The organism is Furfurilactobacillus milii (assembly GCF_009864005.1).
Lineage (GTDB): Bacteria > Bacillota > Bacilli > Lactobacillales > Lactobacillaceae > Furfurilactobacillus > Furfurilactobacillus rossiae_B.
The window spans coordinates 21091-39718 of sequence record NZ_WEZQ01000019.1 but is presented as its reverse complement, the minus strand read 5'-3'; the positions used below and the strand labels follow the sequence as shown (position 1 = coordinate 39718).

Genomic DNA, 18628 nt, shown 5'->3' with positions numbered 1-18628 from the left:
GCCCACCACGGCTGCCAATCAACATGCACATAACCATAGCAATTAACGAACGAGTTTGTCCCAAATCACAACCTTGTCTTGAGCTAACGACTTCGGCACATCAATAATTCGTTGGTTTGAACTCCCACGAAATTGCAGCGTTAAGTCCTTTTTTGACTCAAGGAACCGCCCATCAACCAAAATATCAATCAACGCCAATAACTCAAGCTTGTCATCAGAATCTTTCAGCAACTCGTCCCACTTGTAACCGGTCCATGACCAAATATCCTTATTGTGACCAAACTCCCGACGAATTCGTTTGCACAGCTGAATGCAAACATGCGTGTTGAGAAATGGTTCGCCACCCAACAGGGTCAAGCCTTGGACATAATCCTGACTCAAATCCGTGATAATTTGATCCTCTAGATCTTGTGTATACGGATGCCCATAATGAAAGTTCTGTGCGGCCACATTGTAGCAGCCTGGACAATGAAATAAGCAGCCGCTCACATATAGGCTGCAACGCACCCCTTCCCCGTCAACAAAGTTAAACGGTTTATAGTCCGCTACATAATCCAAACTGTGCTCACTAGCGAGCCATTCTTTGGGTGTCGGATTGTTTGGTCCTTTCGTACGCTGCTGCATGTTTAATCATCTCCGAAGTCATGTTTTTCTTTCGTGACGTAATCTCAATGTGACGACCGTGAACCATTGGACGTTGCTGTGGGTTGCCCAAATAACCACACGTCCGTTTGACCACGTCACAATATTGCGGATCGTGATTGCCACATTGTGGACACTCAAAGCCCTTAGCTGTCGCTTTGAATTCACCCTTAAAGCCACATTTGAAGCACTGGTCAATAGACGTATTTGTGCCTAGATAGCCGACGTGATCATAGGCCCAGTCCCAAACGACTTCGAGAGCTTTAGGATTCTGCTTCAAGTTCGGGTACTCACAGTAATGAATAAAACCGCCTGAAGCATATTTTGGAAAGACTTCTTCAAACGTCAGTTTTTCAAACGGTGACGGGTGTTTACGAACATCATAGTGAAAGCTATTCGTGTAATACTCTTTGTCTGTCACGTCAGCCACCCTACCAAATTTCTCAATGTCATCCTTGGCAAACGTGTCGGTCAGCGATTCAGCTGGAGTGGAATACAAACTATAGTGATACCCGCTTTCCTTTGCCCATTGATTACATTTTTCGCGCAGTGCGGCAACAATCTTTTCAGCGAAATCGTGCGCTTCAGGATTATGTTCCCATTTAGGTCCATAGAAAGTCGTGCACACTTCATAGATACCAATGTAACCAAGTGAAATTGTCGCCCGTTCATTCTTGAACAACTCATCAACGTCGTCGTCCGCTTTAAGACGTTTGCCAAACGCACCATACATGTAGAGTAACGGTGCATTCTCCGGTTTAGCTTCTTTCGTTCGCTCAATTCGGTAAGCCAGTGCCGTATGACAAACGGCCATGCGTTCTTCAAAAATATCCCAAAACAGCTTCTTGTCGCCGTGTGCTGACAACGCAATCCGTGGCAAGTTGACGGTCACTACACCTAAGTTCATGCGGCCAGAGTTAACCTCCACGCCGTTTTCGTCTTTCCATCCTTGGAGAAAAGAACGACACCCCATTGGCGTCTTAAAACTGCCAGTGAGCGCTTTGATTTTGTCATACATCAAGAGATCTGGATACATTCGTTTGGTTGAACACTCAATTGCTAATTGCTTAATATCATAATTAGGATCTTGTGGATTCAAGTTGAGACCGCGTTTAACAGTAAAAATCAGTTTCGGAAAAATTGCGGTCCGGTGTTCTTTTCCCAAGCCTTTAATCCGAATCTGTAAAATAGCCCGCTGAATTTCACGCTCAATCCAGTTGGTTCCCAGTCCAAAGTTCACCGTTGTAAATGGCGTCTGCCCTTGTGACGAATACAACGTGTTGATTTCGTACTCCAAGGCCTGCATGGCATCGTAAATATCTTTTTGCGTCTTCTGACGCGCGTAATCTTCACGTTTGTCTTCGGCGACCCACTGTTCAGCATCCGCCATGTGCTTGTCGTAATTCAGTTGCGCGTATGGTGCCAGTAGCTGATCAACTCGGTTTGCCGAACACCCACCATATTGAAGTGACGCAACGTTGGCAATGATTTGTGACATTTGAGCGGTCGCTGTTTGAATGGAATGTGGCGATGAAACCCACGCGTTACCAATTTTAAAACCATGCGCCAGCATTTCATCGAAGTCGATTAGGCAGCAGTTTGTCTCAGGTGTGACTGGTGAATAGTCAAGATCATGCCAGTGAATGTCACCACGCAAATGGGCCTTAGCCACAATATCTGGTAGCATTTTTAAACCAATGGCTCGACTCGCCGCACCAGCCTCAAGGTCACGCTGCGTGTTAAAAACATGACTGTCCTTATTCGCATTTTCATGAACCACGTCCGCGTCCCGACTAAACAACCTTTGAATACGAGCCTCAACACTGGTCGCTGCTGCAAATTGATCCTGGTCATGCTTAAAATAGGCCTCATAAGCATCAGCAGCCTCCATTTGATCGTGTTTCAATAAGCTATTATGTAAAACTCGGTGAATTTCTGCTGTTGGAATAGTCTCTAAATCGTGCAGTGCATTCACAAGGTCATGTTCAATTTCGTTAATTAAATCTTCATCACTGACCAATTTGTGGAGGACAAACACAATCTTATAGGGGTAGAATTGAGTCATTGCTCCGCCGCGTTTTTGAACTGGCAACAATTTTAATATTGCCAAGGGATTCGTAATTTGAACATTCTCCATTCGCTCACAACCTTTTATTGATGATAGTATTTATAATACTGGTTGCGAGCGTTAAATCAATATGTAGTATGTGTATATCCTGTGGATAACTATATATGGTGTGCAATTAAATGATTCAAAGACAAAATTGCCTAGATAACGAAATGACAACCTGTTGTGCAGCACAACAGGTTGTCATTTTTTTGGATTATTTTTTGTTTATTGCGTTTGTGTTACAAAATTTTGCCACAAGGCACTTAAAATTCTTCGTAAACAGTGGGATCCTGATTGAATGTCCGTCCATCAGGCTTAGTAAGCTGATTTATTGCAGTGATGTCTGCCTGGTCTAAATCAATTGCATCCAAATTCAAGCTTGCCCGTTGCCGATCAACATGTGCTGCCTTAGGTAATGGCACGACATTTAACGACTGTTCCCAGCGCAAAATCACTTGACCAACGCCACATTGATGTTTATTAGCGATTTGTTGCAACACTGGATCTTTCAACATCGCCGAGGCACGCCCTAGTGGACTCCACGCTTCGGTGATGATGCCATTTACGTAGTCATACCGACGTTGCGCTTCTTGATTAAAGTACGGATGAAGTTCGATCTGATTGACTACCGGCTGAATGCCAGTTTCATTTTGCAAACGATCAATGTATTCACCAGTAAAGTTTGAAACACCAATGTACTTAACATACCCACGGCGTTGCGCTTCGATCAAAGACGTCCAAGCTTCCACATACAAATTCTGTTTAGGATTGGGCCAGTGTAATAGAAACAAATCGAAGTAATCTAAGCCACTTCGATATAGGGATTCTTGAACGGCACTAATCGCATCGTCATGATGATAGTCGCGACCGGGCAACTTTGAACTCACAATCAACTGATCACGATCAACATCGCTGGCCTTAATGGCGGCACCCACTGCGCCTTCGTTTTCATAGCTAATCGCCGTATCGATTAGGCGGTATCCTGTATTAATAGCTTGTTTAATCGTGTTCATACCAGTCTCGCCCGTCAGTTGATACGTACCGAAACCGACTTTAGGTAATTCAAATTTTATTTGACCCATCTGCGCACCTCTTCTTAGTTTTCACATTCAAACAAGATTATCATAAACCGGATTGCCTACGACCTGTCAAGTCGGCTGAATCCAGCGAAACTCATTGCTAACACAATCTGGAATTAGTAGAATCAAGTTATTAAACTATTATTATGAACACGAGGTTTCTAGTATGGAAATGAAATATGGCCGCAATTCTTTCTTTGATGGTGGTTTACTCGCTTACATCGGTTGGTCAATTTTAGGCTTTCTTGTCACCTTTTTCACTTTAGGCATTTGCTATCCATGGTCGATTACGATGCTCTACGGCTGGCGGATCAATCATACGGTCATTGATGGTCACCGAATGCAATTTACCGGTTCCGCCGTTGGTTTATTTGGCAACTGGATTAAGTGGCTGTTGCTGTCAATTATTACGCTAGGCATTTATAGCTTCTGGGTTCGCATCAAACTAAATGACTGGAAAGCCAAAAATACGCGTTTCATCAACTAAGCCGACTATGCATTTAACGCATGGTCCAAAACTATATTAATCGTAATCATGATCAAGTAGATAATTGCCAATTTTGAACTAAATTTTTGAGCGACCAAAACACCTGTGCCACCAAACAAAACACATTCGGCGATTATTCGACGACTTTCTGTCAAACGATTGGGAGAGGCCGGCGCCATAAACCGTGCCCAAAAGATGATGGCAGCAATGGGGATTAAAATACCAATTATCAATTTACTCGCTAAATTGCCTCTGAAACCACTCCAAACAATCAATAGCAGTGTGGCCTGTTCGAATACAAAACGAACACCATCGTTTGCCAGTTTAAGCATTTCCCTCGCCTACCTTTTTCAATGTTTTTTGAAGCGTAGTTAAGGATTCGCCATTCATCACCTGTGACTCCAAAGTGTTGGTGATTTTTGCTAACCGCGTAAACAATTCGGCCTTCTCTTTAAAAGATTGTTTTTGTCCGGCAATAAATGAAAGTGTGTCTTCGTAACATGCCGTTGTCACCGGCGTTTTGAAAAGGACCATTATTTGTTTAATCGTCTTAACGTCAACGTCGGCTTTACGAAGATTAATAATCATTTTGACGACATCTAAATCAGTCTGAGCATACTCACGATACCCATTTCCACGGCGGAGCGGTTGAAACAGTGCGGCCCGGTCATAGTATCTTAGCGTTTCAACAGTGCAGCCTGCTAACTTAGCAAATTGAGCAATATTCATCTGCTTTGCCTTTCGAGTCATCAGCGCTAACATTGCGCTCAATATAACATTAGTGTACAGACAAGGGTCAAGCAATTTACAGCAACATTTTTTAGATATTTAACAACAGAAAGCGTTAAAAACATAACTATGAAATTTGATAGTCTTTTCAATGAGCTTACTGACATCAATGCACACTACCACTTCAATGGTGCATTAGCAGTGCTGACGCCATCTCAAACGCTCTACCAGCATACTTCTGGTTACGCCAGTTTTGAACGACACACGCCATTTACGGATGAAACAACCATGGGCATTGGTTCACTTACCAAGCAATTTACCGCTACTGCGATTCTTCAATCGGTGGAATCTGGTAAACTCAGTTTGGATCAATCGCTTAAAACATATTTACCTGATTATCAGCTTGGTGATAAGGTCACAATTCGACAACTGCTCAATATGGACTCTGGTATTCCAGATTACACAGATCTGATTGTTGCCAAGGCTGAAGAAAAAGCACAACATACTGGCTTATCGCCAGAAGTCACAGAAGTCATAATCAATAAAACATTAGGTACGGATTTCTCACTTAAAACGATTGTAAGTATGATTAATGGCAAACAGTTGGATTTCAAACCAGGTTCACAGTTTGCGTACAGCAATACTAATTACACTTTACTAACTGGAGTTCTAGAACAAGTGACAGGTGCCTCCTATGCTGCCTATATTCAAGAGCACATTTTGACTCCACTGACCCTTTCCAACACCCACGTTGGCACAGAGAAAAGTCAGGCAGACAGTTATCTTTACCAAGGCAGCAATGTCGTCAACCTTGGTCGAGGCAATCACCAACTTGGTGACGGTGCCATGGTAACAAATTTAGTCGACCTTAAAAAATGGGCCTGTGCGACCATGACAAACACTTTGTTATCACCCGCTAGCCAGCAGCTGTGCTTTAACTTAAAACACGAAAAATACGGCATGGGTTGGATGAAAATTAACAGTTGGTATTGGCACAGCGGTCAAATTCTTGGCTACTGGTCAGACTTTTTCTTATCCCCTGAACATGATTTAGCCATGGTGTATTTATATAATGTCTCACCTACTGATGAAATCGTTCAGGATTGGCTAAAAGCTTCAGACGGTTGGCGTGAACGATTCTTAGCCTCATTTAACTCTAAGTAACTCAATGCACACTGTCGTTTATAGTGCAGACAAACTGACAAATAGTTGGTCATTCGTAAGCACCTAACTTCCCTTTCAACCGGGAACCAACCAATTCCATTGAAAATCGGTTAAATAGACTTGTGTTTCCGAACCGTTTTCGCTAATATAGTAGGGTACCTGTTCGGTATAAACGGTTTGCGCTTGTAGTGTAATGGATCGCACGTAAGATTCCGGTTCTTGAGATGAGGGTTCGATTCCCCCCAAGCGCATCGGAAGCTTCAATAGAATAAACACAATTAACCGACATTTCAGACTCATTGGAATGTCGGTTTTTGTTTTAACTTTTTTATGTGGTCAACCTTTCATACTTGCAAAGCTAACAGGCGTAACTGTCTCGACTACTAGCTAACAAATATTTTTAAACTATGTAATTCATTTTTCGATCTCGACGCTCAATTCCGAGATGCCCTTTTGATCAATCATTACGCTTCTTTGACATCAAAACTTGCTCGAATCATTACTTTAGACCATATTAGTATTAGATTTATGTGATCATAGGAGCACACAAAAACCCCTTAATTTTTTTAAGGAGATTCATAATGAAAAAGACATTGACCTTTAGTATTGCAGTTTTAAGCACACTCATTCTAGCCAGTTGTAGTAATAACACAACTAATCATCATACGAATTCTGTTCGCACAAATTCAAGTGCAAAACAAAGCGATAAGGCTGGTTCAGAAAAAGCCTCAAATTCAAATAGCTCGTCCGCTGCCATTTCCGCAACATCTAATTCCAGCTCAAGTAATCAAAACACCAACATGGACTCTAGTATGGAATTAGCTGCTAAACTTAGTGACGACGAGTGGTATGTTCTAGCCTATATCAAGGACTGGAATTATTCGTCAAATGATAGCATCAGCGCAGCCAATTTAACATCGTTTAGTTTAGATACCGATACTGAAAATCATCAACAAATGCTCTCACAAGGCACGGTGGATTCTAGTTGCAAGTTAATTTCTGTTGATGCTAATTCGGTCACAATTGCACCATCTTCAGGCGAAGGTGCAAGCAGCACCTTTACCAACGAAACTCATTCCAAAAAGGCCCTAGCTGACGAATGGATTCATTCACAATCGGACATAGATGCACTCGCCAATTTAACTGCTGGTGCTGAAAGTCTGGGCGCTCAAGACGCAAAGGAAGAATCCGAACAGGAAAGTAATAGCTCCAGCGAGGATAGTAATAGTCAGGACAGTGACTCTGATAATCAACAGGATACCGACACTGATTCTAATGACGATGATAGTCAGTCCAATGATAACGACACTAATAATGATCAAAATGATACGGATTCAAGCAACCAGTCTGATGACAACAACTCTGTTGATACAAACGACGATGCCAATCAGGATGACGATTAATCGTTAAAACTATTAAATTTCTGGATACAAAACACTCTAGCAAACATTTATATTTTTAACTCACAGGCACATAATTACCTCTCCTCAAAAACGCATGCTAAACTCGTACTCATACTTAGCAAACACAAGGAGGAATAACTATGATTACAATTTTCCATAACGAACTTGGCCATCACAGCATTCACTTCCCTAAAGGTAAATACATCACATTTAACCTGATTCACCCGGCGCCAACTGCCGCGTACCGCATTGAAATTCTGGACACTAACTTGGATGGCGTTAAACGCCTGCAATTACGTTTCAGCCACCTCGGTCAAATTTTCAAACTGCGCGACCAACAACTGAGTTTCCAACTCATCTAGTCGACTCACTCCCCCTCAATGAGGCATCTAGATGTTGTGGCTCCATAAAATGGGCTTTCGTAGCCATTTTGTGGAGCCTTTTCTTGTTCTAACACGGTTTTGACCTTGAAATGCAAAAATTACTGCGGATTATTTTCATTCATTTTCATGAATTTTACATACAATATATAGATTTTTCAAAAAAGTTTTCACATCATCTTGTGTCCATCACAAAATAGCTCTCAGTGCCGCCATCACGGTCTCAAATCGCCACGCAGCGTTAACTCATGCTACATACAATAAGCGTTTGACAGGCATTTTGTTTTCCACGGTCTGGGTGCTAACATATCTATCAGTGCGTTGCGGGCCTGAATCTTTTACTTCTACCGGGCCACAAATACAAATCATAGAATGGAGATCTTTTCATGCGTCACGTTACCAATTATTTTAAGTTTCTCGGCCACCAGCTAACTGGTTGGCACAAGGCTTCATACTGGCTCTTTGGTTTTTCATTAGGTGCACAAGTGATGACCTTAGTTTCAAACCCCTTCAGTTTGGTTAGCCTGATTACGTTCATCGGAACAACACTTGGGGTACTTTGTATCTTGGCCATCAACCAAGCTAAGAGTGTTAACGGCTTACTTGGTGTGTTATCTGCACTTTGCTTTATTTATGTTGGTTTTTCTGCCAAAAACTACCTGTCCATCGGTGAACAGATTGTTTACATGGCAACACTTGACCTGCCAGTTTTGCTAAGCCCAAGCTGGAACAAAAACATGGTCAGCAAAATTCGTTCATTTACATGGCGCAGTACCACAGTTGCTATTATTGCTACATTAATTGTTTACGGGATCTCCGGTTACGTCATTGGTGCAGTTACCAACGACCCACGTCCTTGGATTGATGCCATTTCATTCAGTATCTCCGCATGTGCCGGTGTCATCTGCTTCATGCGGTTCAAACAGCAGTATATCTGGTGGGTTGCTTCCGGTTTAGCACAAATGGTTTTGTGGGCCGTTTCCTTCCGTCAAGGTGATGCTACGTTTGCCATGTTTGTTAACAGTTCTGTCTACTTGATGAACGACTTCTTAGCCTTCACTATCTCACCTTGGTACAACAAAAAGAACCAGGCTGCTGAAGCTAAGAAGGAAACAGCTTACTTCGAACAAATGGAAGCTGTTCACCAGAACTAATTTCCGCATCAACACATAGATAGAGCAACGCACAGCTAAATTTATCGAACGAACCCCGGCAATTTTGAAGTTGTTGGGGTTTTCTCGTGCCATTTACACTATTTCTATAATTTGGGGCATGAGACCTCAGTTTGATTTTGGTGAAATTGCCGTAACTGCGAGACATAGCATTGTCTTTTGTTCATCTAACTTAAATAAAATACGACGTCCATGAGAAAGCCCCATAAACGTCGCATTTGAATTATCTGAGAAAGCCAATCGCCCTCTCCTAATATCAATTCTATTTCTCCGTTAAATTAACGGTCATCATCCGTTTGACTGGTGCTTTGCTGCTTAAGGCCACTTCCTGTCCGTCACAGTAAATCGTCACCTGATCACCCTCAATCAGGCTAAAGTGCGCTTGATTACGTGTGATGTGCATTTCAAACTGACTGCCACGATAACGAATCTTAAACGTCAACGCCGACCACTGAACTGGTAAGTGTGGATGAAACTCCAAGCCACGGTCAGCGCGAATCATGCCGGCTACGCCTAACGTCATTTCCATCCAACTAGCACCCATGTTGCCAACATGCACGCCGTCTTGGGAATTGCCCTGACTATTGTTCAAATCGGTTAGGATTGATTCTGCAATATAACGGTACGCTTTGTGATGCGCTAAAATTCGATGGGCCAGAATACTAAAGATTGGTCGCGACAACGATGAATCTTGTGTCGTTAATGGCTCATAGTAATCAAAATCACGTTTGAGCTGTTCAATATCTTGATCTGCCGGGAACAATAAATCACTCATCAGTGTGTCGGCTTGCTTGTTGACTTGATGGCGATACAAACGCATTGGATGGTAATGAAGCAACAATGGGTAATTATCCCGTGGTGTCTGATCGAATGGCCAAATCTCCATGTTAAAGGCACCATCATCCTGCATCTTGACACCGAGTTCCTTATCAAACGGCAGGTACATGCTATCTGCAATGTGTGTAAAGGACTGTAATTCTTTTTCGGTCACCCCAAGTTCTTCTAACTTACTTGGATGACTCTTCTTAAGTTGTTTGGCATAGCTAACGGCTAGACGGAGATTGTGTTGAGCCATCCGGTTGGTGTAATAATTATTATTCACCATTGCCGAATATTCATCGGGTCCGGTCACTTTGTTAATCACAAACTTACCGCCCTGTGGTCCGTCAATACCGAAGCTACCGAAACGTTGCCAGAAGCGCGCTGTCTCCAAGATCAGTTCAAATCCCATCTTTACCAAGAAATCCTGATCATCTGTGACCTGCACGTATTCAGCGACCGCATACGCAATATCAGCATTAATATGCACAGCTGCCAAGCCAGCAGGAAAGTAAGGCGACGCCTCCATCCCGTTGATTGTCCGCCAAGCAAACATTGCCCCGCCGTCCAAGCCAAAGTCTCGGGCCTGACGTCGCGCCTCATCCAGCGTATGGTAACGATACGTTAGCAACGCCCGGGCCATTTGCGGATCTGTATAAATGAAGGCTGGTAGCATGAACATTTCGGTATCCCAGAAATAATGTCCTTCATAACCTGCCCCAGTGAGTCCTTTGGCCGGAATGCTGGTCTTTCCATCGTGACCAGCAGACTGATGCAGATGGAAGAGATTGAAGCGAATCCCCTTTTGCGTTTCAGGATCACCATCAATCCGAATATCCGAATTGTGCCAGAACTCCTGCATCTTGTGGGCAGATTCTGTAAACAATGTTGAAAACGAATGATGCTCCAGATGTGCATTTGCGTTTTTCAAGTATTGCGTGTGGTTCATCGCGACATCCATCAGACTGTGAATACGCCCGACGGAATAACCGAAGTCAAAGGATTCTGCCAAACCTTGTTGGAGGTCAAGGTCCATTACGTATTTGGGCATACCGTCCGAACGGTCAAACTTGACCAAGGAGTCTTCACCCAAATAACGCCACATAAGGACTAGCCCCAATTGACTCCGTTGCGTCGTGATCTGCATAGCCGGAAAGTCTGCATTCAAAAACTGCCGATCCAAAATGTTATTTCGCGACACCGCACGAATATCGCCATCCCGGGTAAACACCTGATCAATATAAGGGTGCTGCTTGTACAACTTCACCGCCCCACTAAAGTTAATCGGCCGAATGGTGTAGCTGACACAGTAAATACCATCATCAGCCTGTGATGCAAATGTCGATAAGGATAGCTGAAGTACTTTTCCAGAAGGTGTGGTTATCTCAAACAGTTCATTAAGTAACCCCGTTTCCATATCGAGGTTTTTATCCACAACTCGAGTGGCAAATGTCGTTTGATCCGATCGCTCTCCATCGACCTCAATGACGAGGTATCGTGGATCGGGTAACTGAGCGATGGTTTGGTTATTTTCTGGGTAACCCGCGTATGATTCCCCATATGTAATGTGGCTCAAATCATAAAAGCCATTCACAAATAGGCCAGGCATCCCCTCATCTAATCGCAGGTTCCCTTGTAATGGATTGCTGGCGCGCACGCCTAGATGTCCGTTTGCCAACGCGTAGATGGTCTCTAGGAATGAGGCATTACGGTTCGTTAAATCCTGTAAGTGAAGTTGAAACGACTGTTTTTGCTCACTTATTGCCATATGAATTACATCTCCAACAAATCAGCGTTATCATCGTGTTCATCATAGTGCAACCGCTTCAATATGCGCAAGATTTTACCTTTAAACTATTGAACCTTACTGCCCTTACTGCCGGTTGTCACCGTTGATACACTTGTCGTGGGACCGGTTCAAGCCTGAAAGTCACAGTCTTTCACCTCGTTGGGAAGCCTCGCAAGACCCCGAGTCTTCCCAGCCGTCCGTGCTGTAAATTCAACAGAATCATTCGAATTAACACCACCTTCACGACTCGGTATCAACGGTGACGCCCTCACATACATGTAACAGCAGATTCAATTGCGACCCATTTTCTTATTTTTAGCTTTAAATTTAGCTAAATCTAGTACAACATGAGTGAAGCCGGTCGAGGTTGAAGACCCTTGGGGGTTTAAGGGCTGAGATCGATCCCATGGTACGATGTCCTCGACCGGCGAAACGAAATCAATCTACTCAAATTTTGAGGAATTGATTTTAATGTTGTAATTTCAGACATATCGTCAATTACATGAGTCCTTGACAATTCATCTAATTGGTATTTAGATAGAAAAGTGTTTTAATATTAAGTTAGAACAAGTCTAAGGAAGGAGTTGCCTATGGCACAGGTTATTGATGAAGCAGCGGTAAAAGTATTAAAGGACAAACGTCTGCGGGTTACCCCGCAACGGCAGATTGTGCTCCATTACCTCATGACACACCACAATCATCCTGACGTTGGCACCATGTTTGACGAACTGAAACCCGTTCACCAAGGACTAAGCTTGGCAACGATTTACAATACGTTAAATACGTTAGTCGAAACAGGGATTGTGATTGAACTAGAAAACGGTGATGCCGGAACACATTATGACTACTTTGGCCGGCCACATTTTCACGCCGTTTGTCAGAACTGTGGGAAGATTACGGACATCTTTTATGATGATTTCGCTAATCTGGAAAGCGCTGCGGTTAAACAGTCCGGTTACATGATTACCGAAGATCACATCGAACTCTATGGTTATTGTCCAGATTGCCAACGCAAACTGGGACTAACACCAGATGCAAAATAAATCAGATATAAAAAAATCGTCGCTCACAATTAATGTGAACGGCGATTTTTCTTATCCCTACTTCGTTGGCGCCTGTTTACCACGCGGTAAGGTAAACGTTAATGCCAGACCTAAGATTCCGATAATCAGAAATGTTAAGAACGTCATCTGATAGCCAGTCAGTGTGGCCTGATGCAAACCTTGAGCAGCCTTATGCGCATCTGTCACCCGCGTCAAAATAATCGTGGCGGCAGCAACCCCTGCCGATCCCAGAATCTGACGAGCAGTCGTTGTTACAGCGGTTCCGTGAGAAATCAGTTTATCCGGCAATGAGTTTGCCCCCAACGTAACGGCTGGCATCATCACAAATGCATTCCCACCTTCTGTCACAATTGAAGCCAAAATCAAGCTAAACACGTTTAAATGACGTGCAAAGATAGTCAGGTAGCCAAACCCAAGCACAATCAAAATCATCCCTGTAAGGACAACATTTCGTGGTCCGACTCGATCCATCAAATGACCGGATAGTGGGTTCAACAGACTGAGACCCACGGCCGCTGGAACCAGTGACAAACCAGAAAATAGTGCTGATAAACCGAGCACATTTTGATAATACAACGGTAGCACAATCGTGGTCACAATCAGTGCAATGTAAGAGGCTCCCGTTAGCAACACACCGGTCGTGAACAAACGACTGTGGAAAACTCGTAATTCCAATAGCGGTTGGTCACGATGTAACTGACGATAACAAAAGCCAATCAGTGCCAGGATACTGATAATTAACAGCGTTGTCAGCCACCAGTTAGCACCCTTTACCCCAATTTGATTAAGGACGTACAAGACACCGATGAATCCCAGCGAATAAATAATCGACAACCAGTCCATCGTCGACCGATTAACTGGCATAACATCTTTAATCGTCCAGAAAGACAGAATAAACACAGCGGTAACGAGCACGAAGAACAATACGAACAGACCACGCCAACTTGCAAACGAAAGGACAATCCCGGAAACGATTGGTCCGGTTGCTAAGGCAGATCCCATGATTAGCCCTGCCGTGCCCATCGTTGCTCCCCGATGAGCTTCAGGCGTAATCGTCAACAACACCGTCTGAAACGATGGAAAGATGATGCCAACGCCAAGCGCCTCAATCAAACGACCAATTAACAATACTGGATAACTCGTCGCCGTCATACACAGCAATGTCCCAAATGCAAACATGGCGGTCACCCAACGAAATAGCGTTGTAAATTTAACGTTGTCCAGTAGCCACGGACTCACTGGAATCATGACACTCATCACCAACATAAATCCGGTCGTCATCCACTGCACTTGTGGTGCCCCGATATTAAACGTGCGCATCAAGGTCGGATATGCAGTCGATAAAGACGATTGACTGATGGACATACTGAACGTGCCCGTCAGTAACGTAATAATGAACCATAATCGATTATAAACGTGCCCCCTATTGTCGACACTTGCTGTTGCCTCTTTCTCACTCATACCAATGCACTTCTCTCTATGTGTTCGCCGACTCACATAAAAACGGCGTCTGAATTATTCAAGACGCCGCTCATATTAGCCAACGATTAATTTAATTTTGGTTCGTTCGGTTGTTAACATCATCCATACTTAGCAAGTGGAACGTTTGTGGGTGGTCTGGATCGTAAGCTTCAATCTGAGCCATCATTCCTGTATCCTCATGTTCCAAAATGTGGCAATGATACATGAAGACCCCAGGCACATCAAACATAACCCGAATTCTAACAGTCTCACCAGCATTAACACCGACAACGTCCTTGTAACCGTGTTCATTTGGATAAGGTGCCTTACCATTCCGTGATAGGACTAAGAAGTGACAGCCATGCATGTGGAACGGGTGAATCATGCCACTACCCATGTCATTTGTGTTAGTCACATCCCAGTCGACGACATCGCCCAACTTCTGTTTGCGGTCGATCCGTTGCATATCAAACAGCTTACCGTCTAGGCGGACTTCGTCGTCCATACCTGACATAACTGTCTTTTCAACGGGCAAACCTGGCGTTGGTTCCCAATCGGCCAAATCAAGCAAATGATCTGGCAGTTGTGTGTTATCTGGTTCAAAGTCGCCAATTTCAAACGTCATCAACGGCACATCATCAGACATCAATTGAACCCTGTCACCCGGTTTGTGATCGCCAAAGTCGACGATAACTTCTGCCCGTTCAGCACAGGTCAGCATCAATTTAGTCAACTTAACTGGTGCTGGTAAAATCCCGCCATCAGAGCCAACTTGAGTGAATTCGTGACCATCACTAAAGTGCAAACGGTATTCACGCCTGTCAGCACCGTTCAAAATTCGTAAACGAATCCGTTGCTTCGTGACTTTAAAGACACCGTTTACAGTGCCGTTAACTAGCGGCGTGTCGCCTAACGTACCATCCACGTCATAATCGGCATCATAATCCAATTGATTGTCGTGATAACTACGATCTTGCAAGATAACCGGAATGTCATCAACACCATAATTACGTGGGAATGGTAGCTTACTCTCGACGTCGTCAGTCACAACAACTGCCGCTGCCAAGCCGTTCCAGACCTGACGAGCAGTGTTCGGACATGGATGCGGGTGAATCCAGTCCGTTTGGGCCGGTTGATTCAAGGTGAAGTCAATGTCACGAGATTCACCAGGATAAATTGGCGCATGTGGCCCACCATCTGTGACAGGGCCAGGCACATTAAGTCCATGCCAGTGCAACGTTGTCACTTCAGGTAATTCATTGACGATATGCACGTGATAATGGACACCATCCTTCAACACGACCGTTTGGCCCAACAAGGATGCATTGTAGCCCCATGTCTTCGTCTTAGCACCGGGTAAAATTTGTGTTTCACCAGCTTGAGCACGAATGGTATACCAAACATCATTGCCATCCACTTTATCTGGTTTTAATACACTCGGAATTGTTAAGGGCTTTTCCGGCACATCCGGTACCTTCAACGGCACATAACCCCCGTCATGCAAATCATAAACAGGTTCATCGTAAAAATAATCGTTGTAAACCTTCTGTTCACTCATGCGAACGCCTCCTATAAATATGTATCATGGTTTTGACTTGCGAAAAGCACACCAGCAATCAATGATGGCTTGCAATAACATCCCCACAGCCATCACCTCCATCGCCAGCATGTTCTTGTTAGCAAATACTAAATAAAACAGAAACGCATACAAAATCACGAAAAAAATCGTGATGGGTTTAGAACCAGTTCCCATAATTCCACCTCCCGAGTACATTGTATTCATTCTAAGTTAAAATGTCATCGCAGAAGGCTGAAAAATTTCAATTTAATTTGGATTACAGATCTAAATCACTTAATGACGGTCAAATTAGAAGTTAAAAATGATAGTGATAATTTCAGAAAATTGATTGTAGGACATATCCAATTATGTAGTCAGATTTACTGAGGATTAACAAAATTACTGAACCCGACCACTTTCCTACTTCCTAACCATAACGTGCCCGATCCCCAGGGCCCTGTAAATAATCATATTTTCCCTATTACATTGTCGCAAACGTGCTCTCACCCACTGAAGTCTGTGCATAACACAAATACGCCGCCATAAAGACAAGATTCGTCTTCATGACGGCGTATTTACGTTATTGCTCGACTTCAAACCGCGGGCGATCACACTCTTATATAAAAAACCGCAACCCCATCATTTTCATGACGAGATTGCGGGACTAAATGCTTTTTGATGTACTGAATTAGAGACGATCAGAAAAGCCTACCAACCGAAATTACTTAGCCTTTGGAGCTGCTTCGATCGTGTCAGTCTTACCAGCAGCCCAACGTTGGATTGCGGCAATTTCTTTTTCACGGCGAATACGACGTTGACGTTTAGCAACGGGACGTTGGCCGGCGAATGAGTTCAATGGTTTCTTTTCTGCCATGATGCTTCTCCTCTCAATACTATGTTTAATAACACGTAATACTATACCAGCTTTAGACAACGTGAGCAAGTCCGGTTTAGTCATCAATGTAATAACAGCACCACAAACGGCCATAATAATTATTTTATTTTGGTCACGACTTCGTTCACACGCTACCGTTTTAACCGGACGTATTACTCTTCTACAGCCGTTGAAGCCGTGACCTGCTTAAAATTTTCTGACTCCGTTTTTGCAACATCTTGATGCTTCAAACCGATACCAGTCAAGCCACTTAATATAGAAAATACTGGTGACAATAAGCTAAATAATGCGAATGGTAAGTATTGCATCGTTGGAACACCAAGCGTGTTAGCTGCGAACACGCCAGCAACACCCCACGGAATCAAGTAGTTAATAACCGTTCCGCCATCTTCAAGCGCCCGTCCCAATGCGACAGGAGCTAATCCGGATTCATCAAATGTTTTCTTGAATGCCTTACCTGGAAGGATAACGGATAAGAATTGTTCACCGATGAAGATGTTAACGCCAATACTTGAGAGAACGACCGCAATGATCCGTTTGCCATCGGAGTTTAAATGTTTCGCAAACGGCGTCATCACAGCGTCAATCAGCCCAAATTGCATCAACAAACCACCAAGTGATAAGGTCAATACGATCAGTGAGACCGTTCCCATCATACTTGCAATTCCGCCACGTGATAGTAATAAATCAACTTCTTTATTACCAGTGTGAGAAACAAATCCTGCTTCAATGATGCTAGCAATTTTAGTTAACTTAGTGCCTGGATGCTCGATCAGTAACATCACCAGCGAAACACCAATGTTTAAAAACAATGTTGGAATCGCTGGTACTCGCCGCCATGCACAAATGAACATGCAAGCAATCGGCACAATCGCCCAAGCTGAAATAGTAAAGTTGTTGTCTAAAATATTGATGACATGATTGATACTGGCTAGACTAGCACCCTTTTCACCGCTTCCCATAATGGTAAATACAACTAACGCAATAATAAATGCGGGAATGGTGGACCACATCAAGTTCATAATGTGTTTGAATAAATCTGCGTCAACAACCGCTGCAGTTAAGTTGGTTGATTCGGATAGCGGTGACGATTTATCACCAAAAACTGCGCCGGAGATAATCGCACCTGCCACTAAAGCTGGGTTAACGTGCATCGTAACGCCCATCCCGAAGAACGCAATGCCGACTGTAGAAATAACGGTAAAGGCACTACCAACGGCGCTACCAACCAGTGCGCAGACGACAAACACAGAAGGAACGAACCACTGAACACTGATTAAATGAAAACCGAAAACCATCAAGGATGGAATGATGCCAGCAGCAATCCATGTACTAATTAACGCACCAACCAGAATGAAAATGAAAATTGGTACAATCCCGGTTTCAATCCCATCCTTGATTCCTTCGTTAATTAACGACCATGGCAAGCGGTGAGCAACACCCCATGCCATCAATAATCCCATAACTAACATAACGGGAACTTGAGGCGATAAACCAAATTTAATCACGCCAAATCCCATAATTAACAACATGCCTAGTAAGACAATTAGTGCTTCGTTACGACCAACTTTAAATGTTTGTTTTTCCATGTGAATACCTCATTTTTTGAATGTCCAGATTGTTGTAAACGTTGAGTGTCATTCATTGAGGTTCTATATCGAGGATTGCCCCCACAATTTTCTGTCATTTTCCATTGGCCCCCTTTTCTCTCTTTTTAATGCCGGGCTGCGGCACCATTTTCCTAAACGTGCACCTAACTTCTGAATCCGAAGTTATGCAACACTCTAAAATACAAAAAATCGTCCCTGCTATGCAATTATGCATAACAGGGACGATTAGTTTACCGTGGTACCACCCAGCTTAATAAAATGAGCCT

General features: G+C 43.5%; 17 protein-coding genes and 1 tRNA gene. 7 read left to right on the top strand and 11 right to left on the bottom strand.

All coding sequences use genetic code 11. The annotated features are described in order from the left end of the window. Window positions 1-42: 42 nt before the first annotated feature. The 3 genes from nrdG to GB993_RS10055 form a co-directional block, all read right to left on the bottom strand. The gene (gene nrdG, locus GB993_RS10065; protein WP_161004196.1) at window positions 43-624 is read right to left on the bottom strand and encodes an anaerobic ribonucleoside-triphosphate reductase activating protein; all 582 of its coding nucleotides are present in this window, start codon (window positions 622-624) and stop codon (window positions 43-45) included. After that, entirely contained in the window at window positions 569-2779 is a 2211-nt protein-coding gene (gene nrdD / locus GB993_RS10060; RefSeq protein ID WP_161004195.1) for an anaerobic ribonucleoside-triphosphate reductase, read from the bottom strand. The genes nrdG and nrdD overlap by 56 nt, the downstream gene beginning before the upstream one ends. A 236-nt stretch (window positions 2780-3015) precedes the next feature. Continuing rightward, window positions 3016-3834, bottom strand: coding sequence for an aldo/keto reductase (locus GB993_RS10055; protein WP_161004194.1), 819 nt, complete (start codon window positions 3832-3834; stop codon window positions 3016-3018). A 163-nt stretch (window positions 3835-3997) separates the two neighbouring features. Here GB993_RS10055 and GB993_RS10050 point away from each other — a divergent pair, with 163 nt between their 5' ends. Continuing rightward, the gene (locus tag GB993_RS10050) at window positions 3998-4318 is read left to right on the top strand and encodes a DUF898 family protein (RefSeq protein WP_161001639.1); all 321 of its coding nucleotides are present in this window, start codon (window positions 3998-4000) and stop codon (window positions 4316-4318) included. Between the two features lie 5 nt (window positions 4319-4323). Here the strand turns inward: GB993_RS10050 and GB993_RS10045 are convergent, their stop codons facing one another. Beyond that, complete coding sequence (locus tag GB993_RS10045; protein WP_161004193.1) at window positions 4324-4650, bottom strand: YrdB family protein; 327 nt, start codon at window positions 4648-4650, stop codon at window positions 4324-4326. Beyond that, window positions 4643-5047, bottom strand: a complete 405-nt coding sequence (locus tag GB993_RS10040) for a MerR family transcriptional regulator (RefSeq protein ID WP_161004192.1) — start codon at window positions 5045-5047, stop codon at window positions 4643-4645. The genes GB993_RS10045 and GB993_RS10040 overlap by 8 nt, the downstream gene beginning before the upstream one ends. A gap of 129 nt (window positions 5048-5176) precedes the next feature. Here GB993_RS10040 and GB993_RS10035 point away from each other — a divergent pair, with 129 nt between their 5' ends. The 5 genes from GB993_RS10035 to pnuC all read left to right on the top strand — a co-directional run bounded on the left by GB993_RS10035 (window position 5177) and on the right by pnuC (window position 9148). Continuing rightward, window positions 5177-6211, top strand: a complete 1035-nt coding sequence (locus GB993_RS10035; protein ID WP_161004191.1) for a serine hydrolase domain-containing protein — start codon at window positions 5177-5179, stop codon at window positions 6209-6211. A 179-nt stretch (window positions 6212-6390) separates the two neighbouring features. After that, window positions 6391-6462, top strand: a tRNA-Arg gene (locus tag GB993_RS10030). A 330-nt stretch (window positions 6463-6792) separates the two neighbouring features. Then, window positions 6793-7614, top strand: coding sequence for a hypothetical protein (locus GB993_RS10025; RefSeq protein ID WP_161004190.1), 822 nt, complete (start codon window positions 6793-6795; stop codon window positions 7612-7614). Window positions 7615-7754: 140 nt separating this feature from the next. Next, on the top strand, window positions 7755-7976 hold the full coding sequence (locus GB993_RS10020; protein ID WP_017262197.1) for a hypothetical protein: 222 nt from the start codon (window positions 7755-7757) through the stop codon (window positions 7974-7976). Between the two features lie 404 nt (window positions 7977-8380). After that, window positions 8381-9148, top strand: coding sequence for a nicotinamide riboside transporter PnuC (gene pnuC, locus GB993_RS10015; RefSeq protein ID WP_161004189.1), 768 nt, complete (start codon window positions 8381-8383; stop codon window positions 9146-9148). Window positions 9149-9428: 280 nt separating this feature from the next. Here the strand turns inward: pnuC and GB993_RS10010 are convergent, their stop codons facing one another. Next, complete coding sequence (locus GB993_RS10010; RefSeq protein WP_161004188.1) at window positions 9429-11753, bottom strand: glycoside hydrolase family 65 protein; 2325 nt, start codon at window positions 11751-11753, stop codon at window positions 9429-9431. A gap of 611 nt (window positions 11754-12364) precedes the next feature. Between GB993_RS10010 and GB993_RS10005 the strand changes: the two genes are divergently transcribed. Beyond that, complete coding sequence (locus GB993_RS10005; protein WP_161004187.1) at window positions 12365-12817, top strand: Fur family transcriptional regulator; 453 nt, start codon at window positions 12365-12367, stop codon at window positions 12815-12817. Window positions 12818-12874: 57 nt separating this feature from the next. Here GB993_RS10005 and GB993_RS10000 read toward each other — a convergent pair whose 3' ends face one another. The 5 genes from GB993_RS10000 to nhaC form a co-directional block, all read right to left on the bottom strand. Beyond that, window positions 12875-14299 (bottom strand): MFS transporter, encoded by a 1425-nt coding sequence (locus tag GB993_RS10000; protein WP_161004186.1) that lies wholly within the window; start codon window positions 14297-14299, stop codon window positions 12875-12877. A gap of 91 nt (window positions 14300-14390) precedes the next feature. Then, on the bottom strand, window positions 14391-15857 hold the full coding sequence (locus GB993_RS09995; protein WP_161004185.1) for a multicopper oxidase family protein: 1467 nt from the start codon (window positions 15855-15857) through the stop codon (window positions 14391-14393). A 24-nt stretch (window positions 15858-15881) separates the two neighbouring features. Further along, entirely contained in the window at window positions 15882-16052 is a 171-nt protein-coding gene (locus GB993_RS12925; RefSeq protein ID WP_017262189.1) for a hypothetical protein, read from the bottom strand. A gap of 526 nt (window positions 16053-16578) precedes the next feature. Then, the gene (locus GB993_RS12920; protein ID WP_017262184.1) at window positions 16579-16731 is read right to left on the bottom strand and encodes a hypothetical protein; all 153 of its coding nucleotides are present in this window, start codon (window positions 16729-16731) and stop codon (window positions 16579-16581) included. Window positions 16732-16904: 173 nt separating this feature from the next. Next, window positions 16905-18341 carry a Na+/H+ antiporter NhaC gene (gene nhaC, locus GB993_RS09990; RefSeq protein ID WP_161004184.1) on the bottom strand — a complete coding sequence of 479 codons (1437 nt, stop codon included), beginning with the start codon at window positions 18339-18341 and terminating at the stop codon, window positions 16905-16907. Between the last annotated feature and the right edge of the window lie 287 nt (window positions 18342-18628).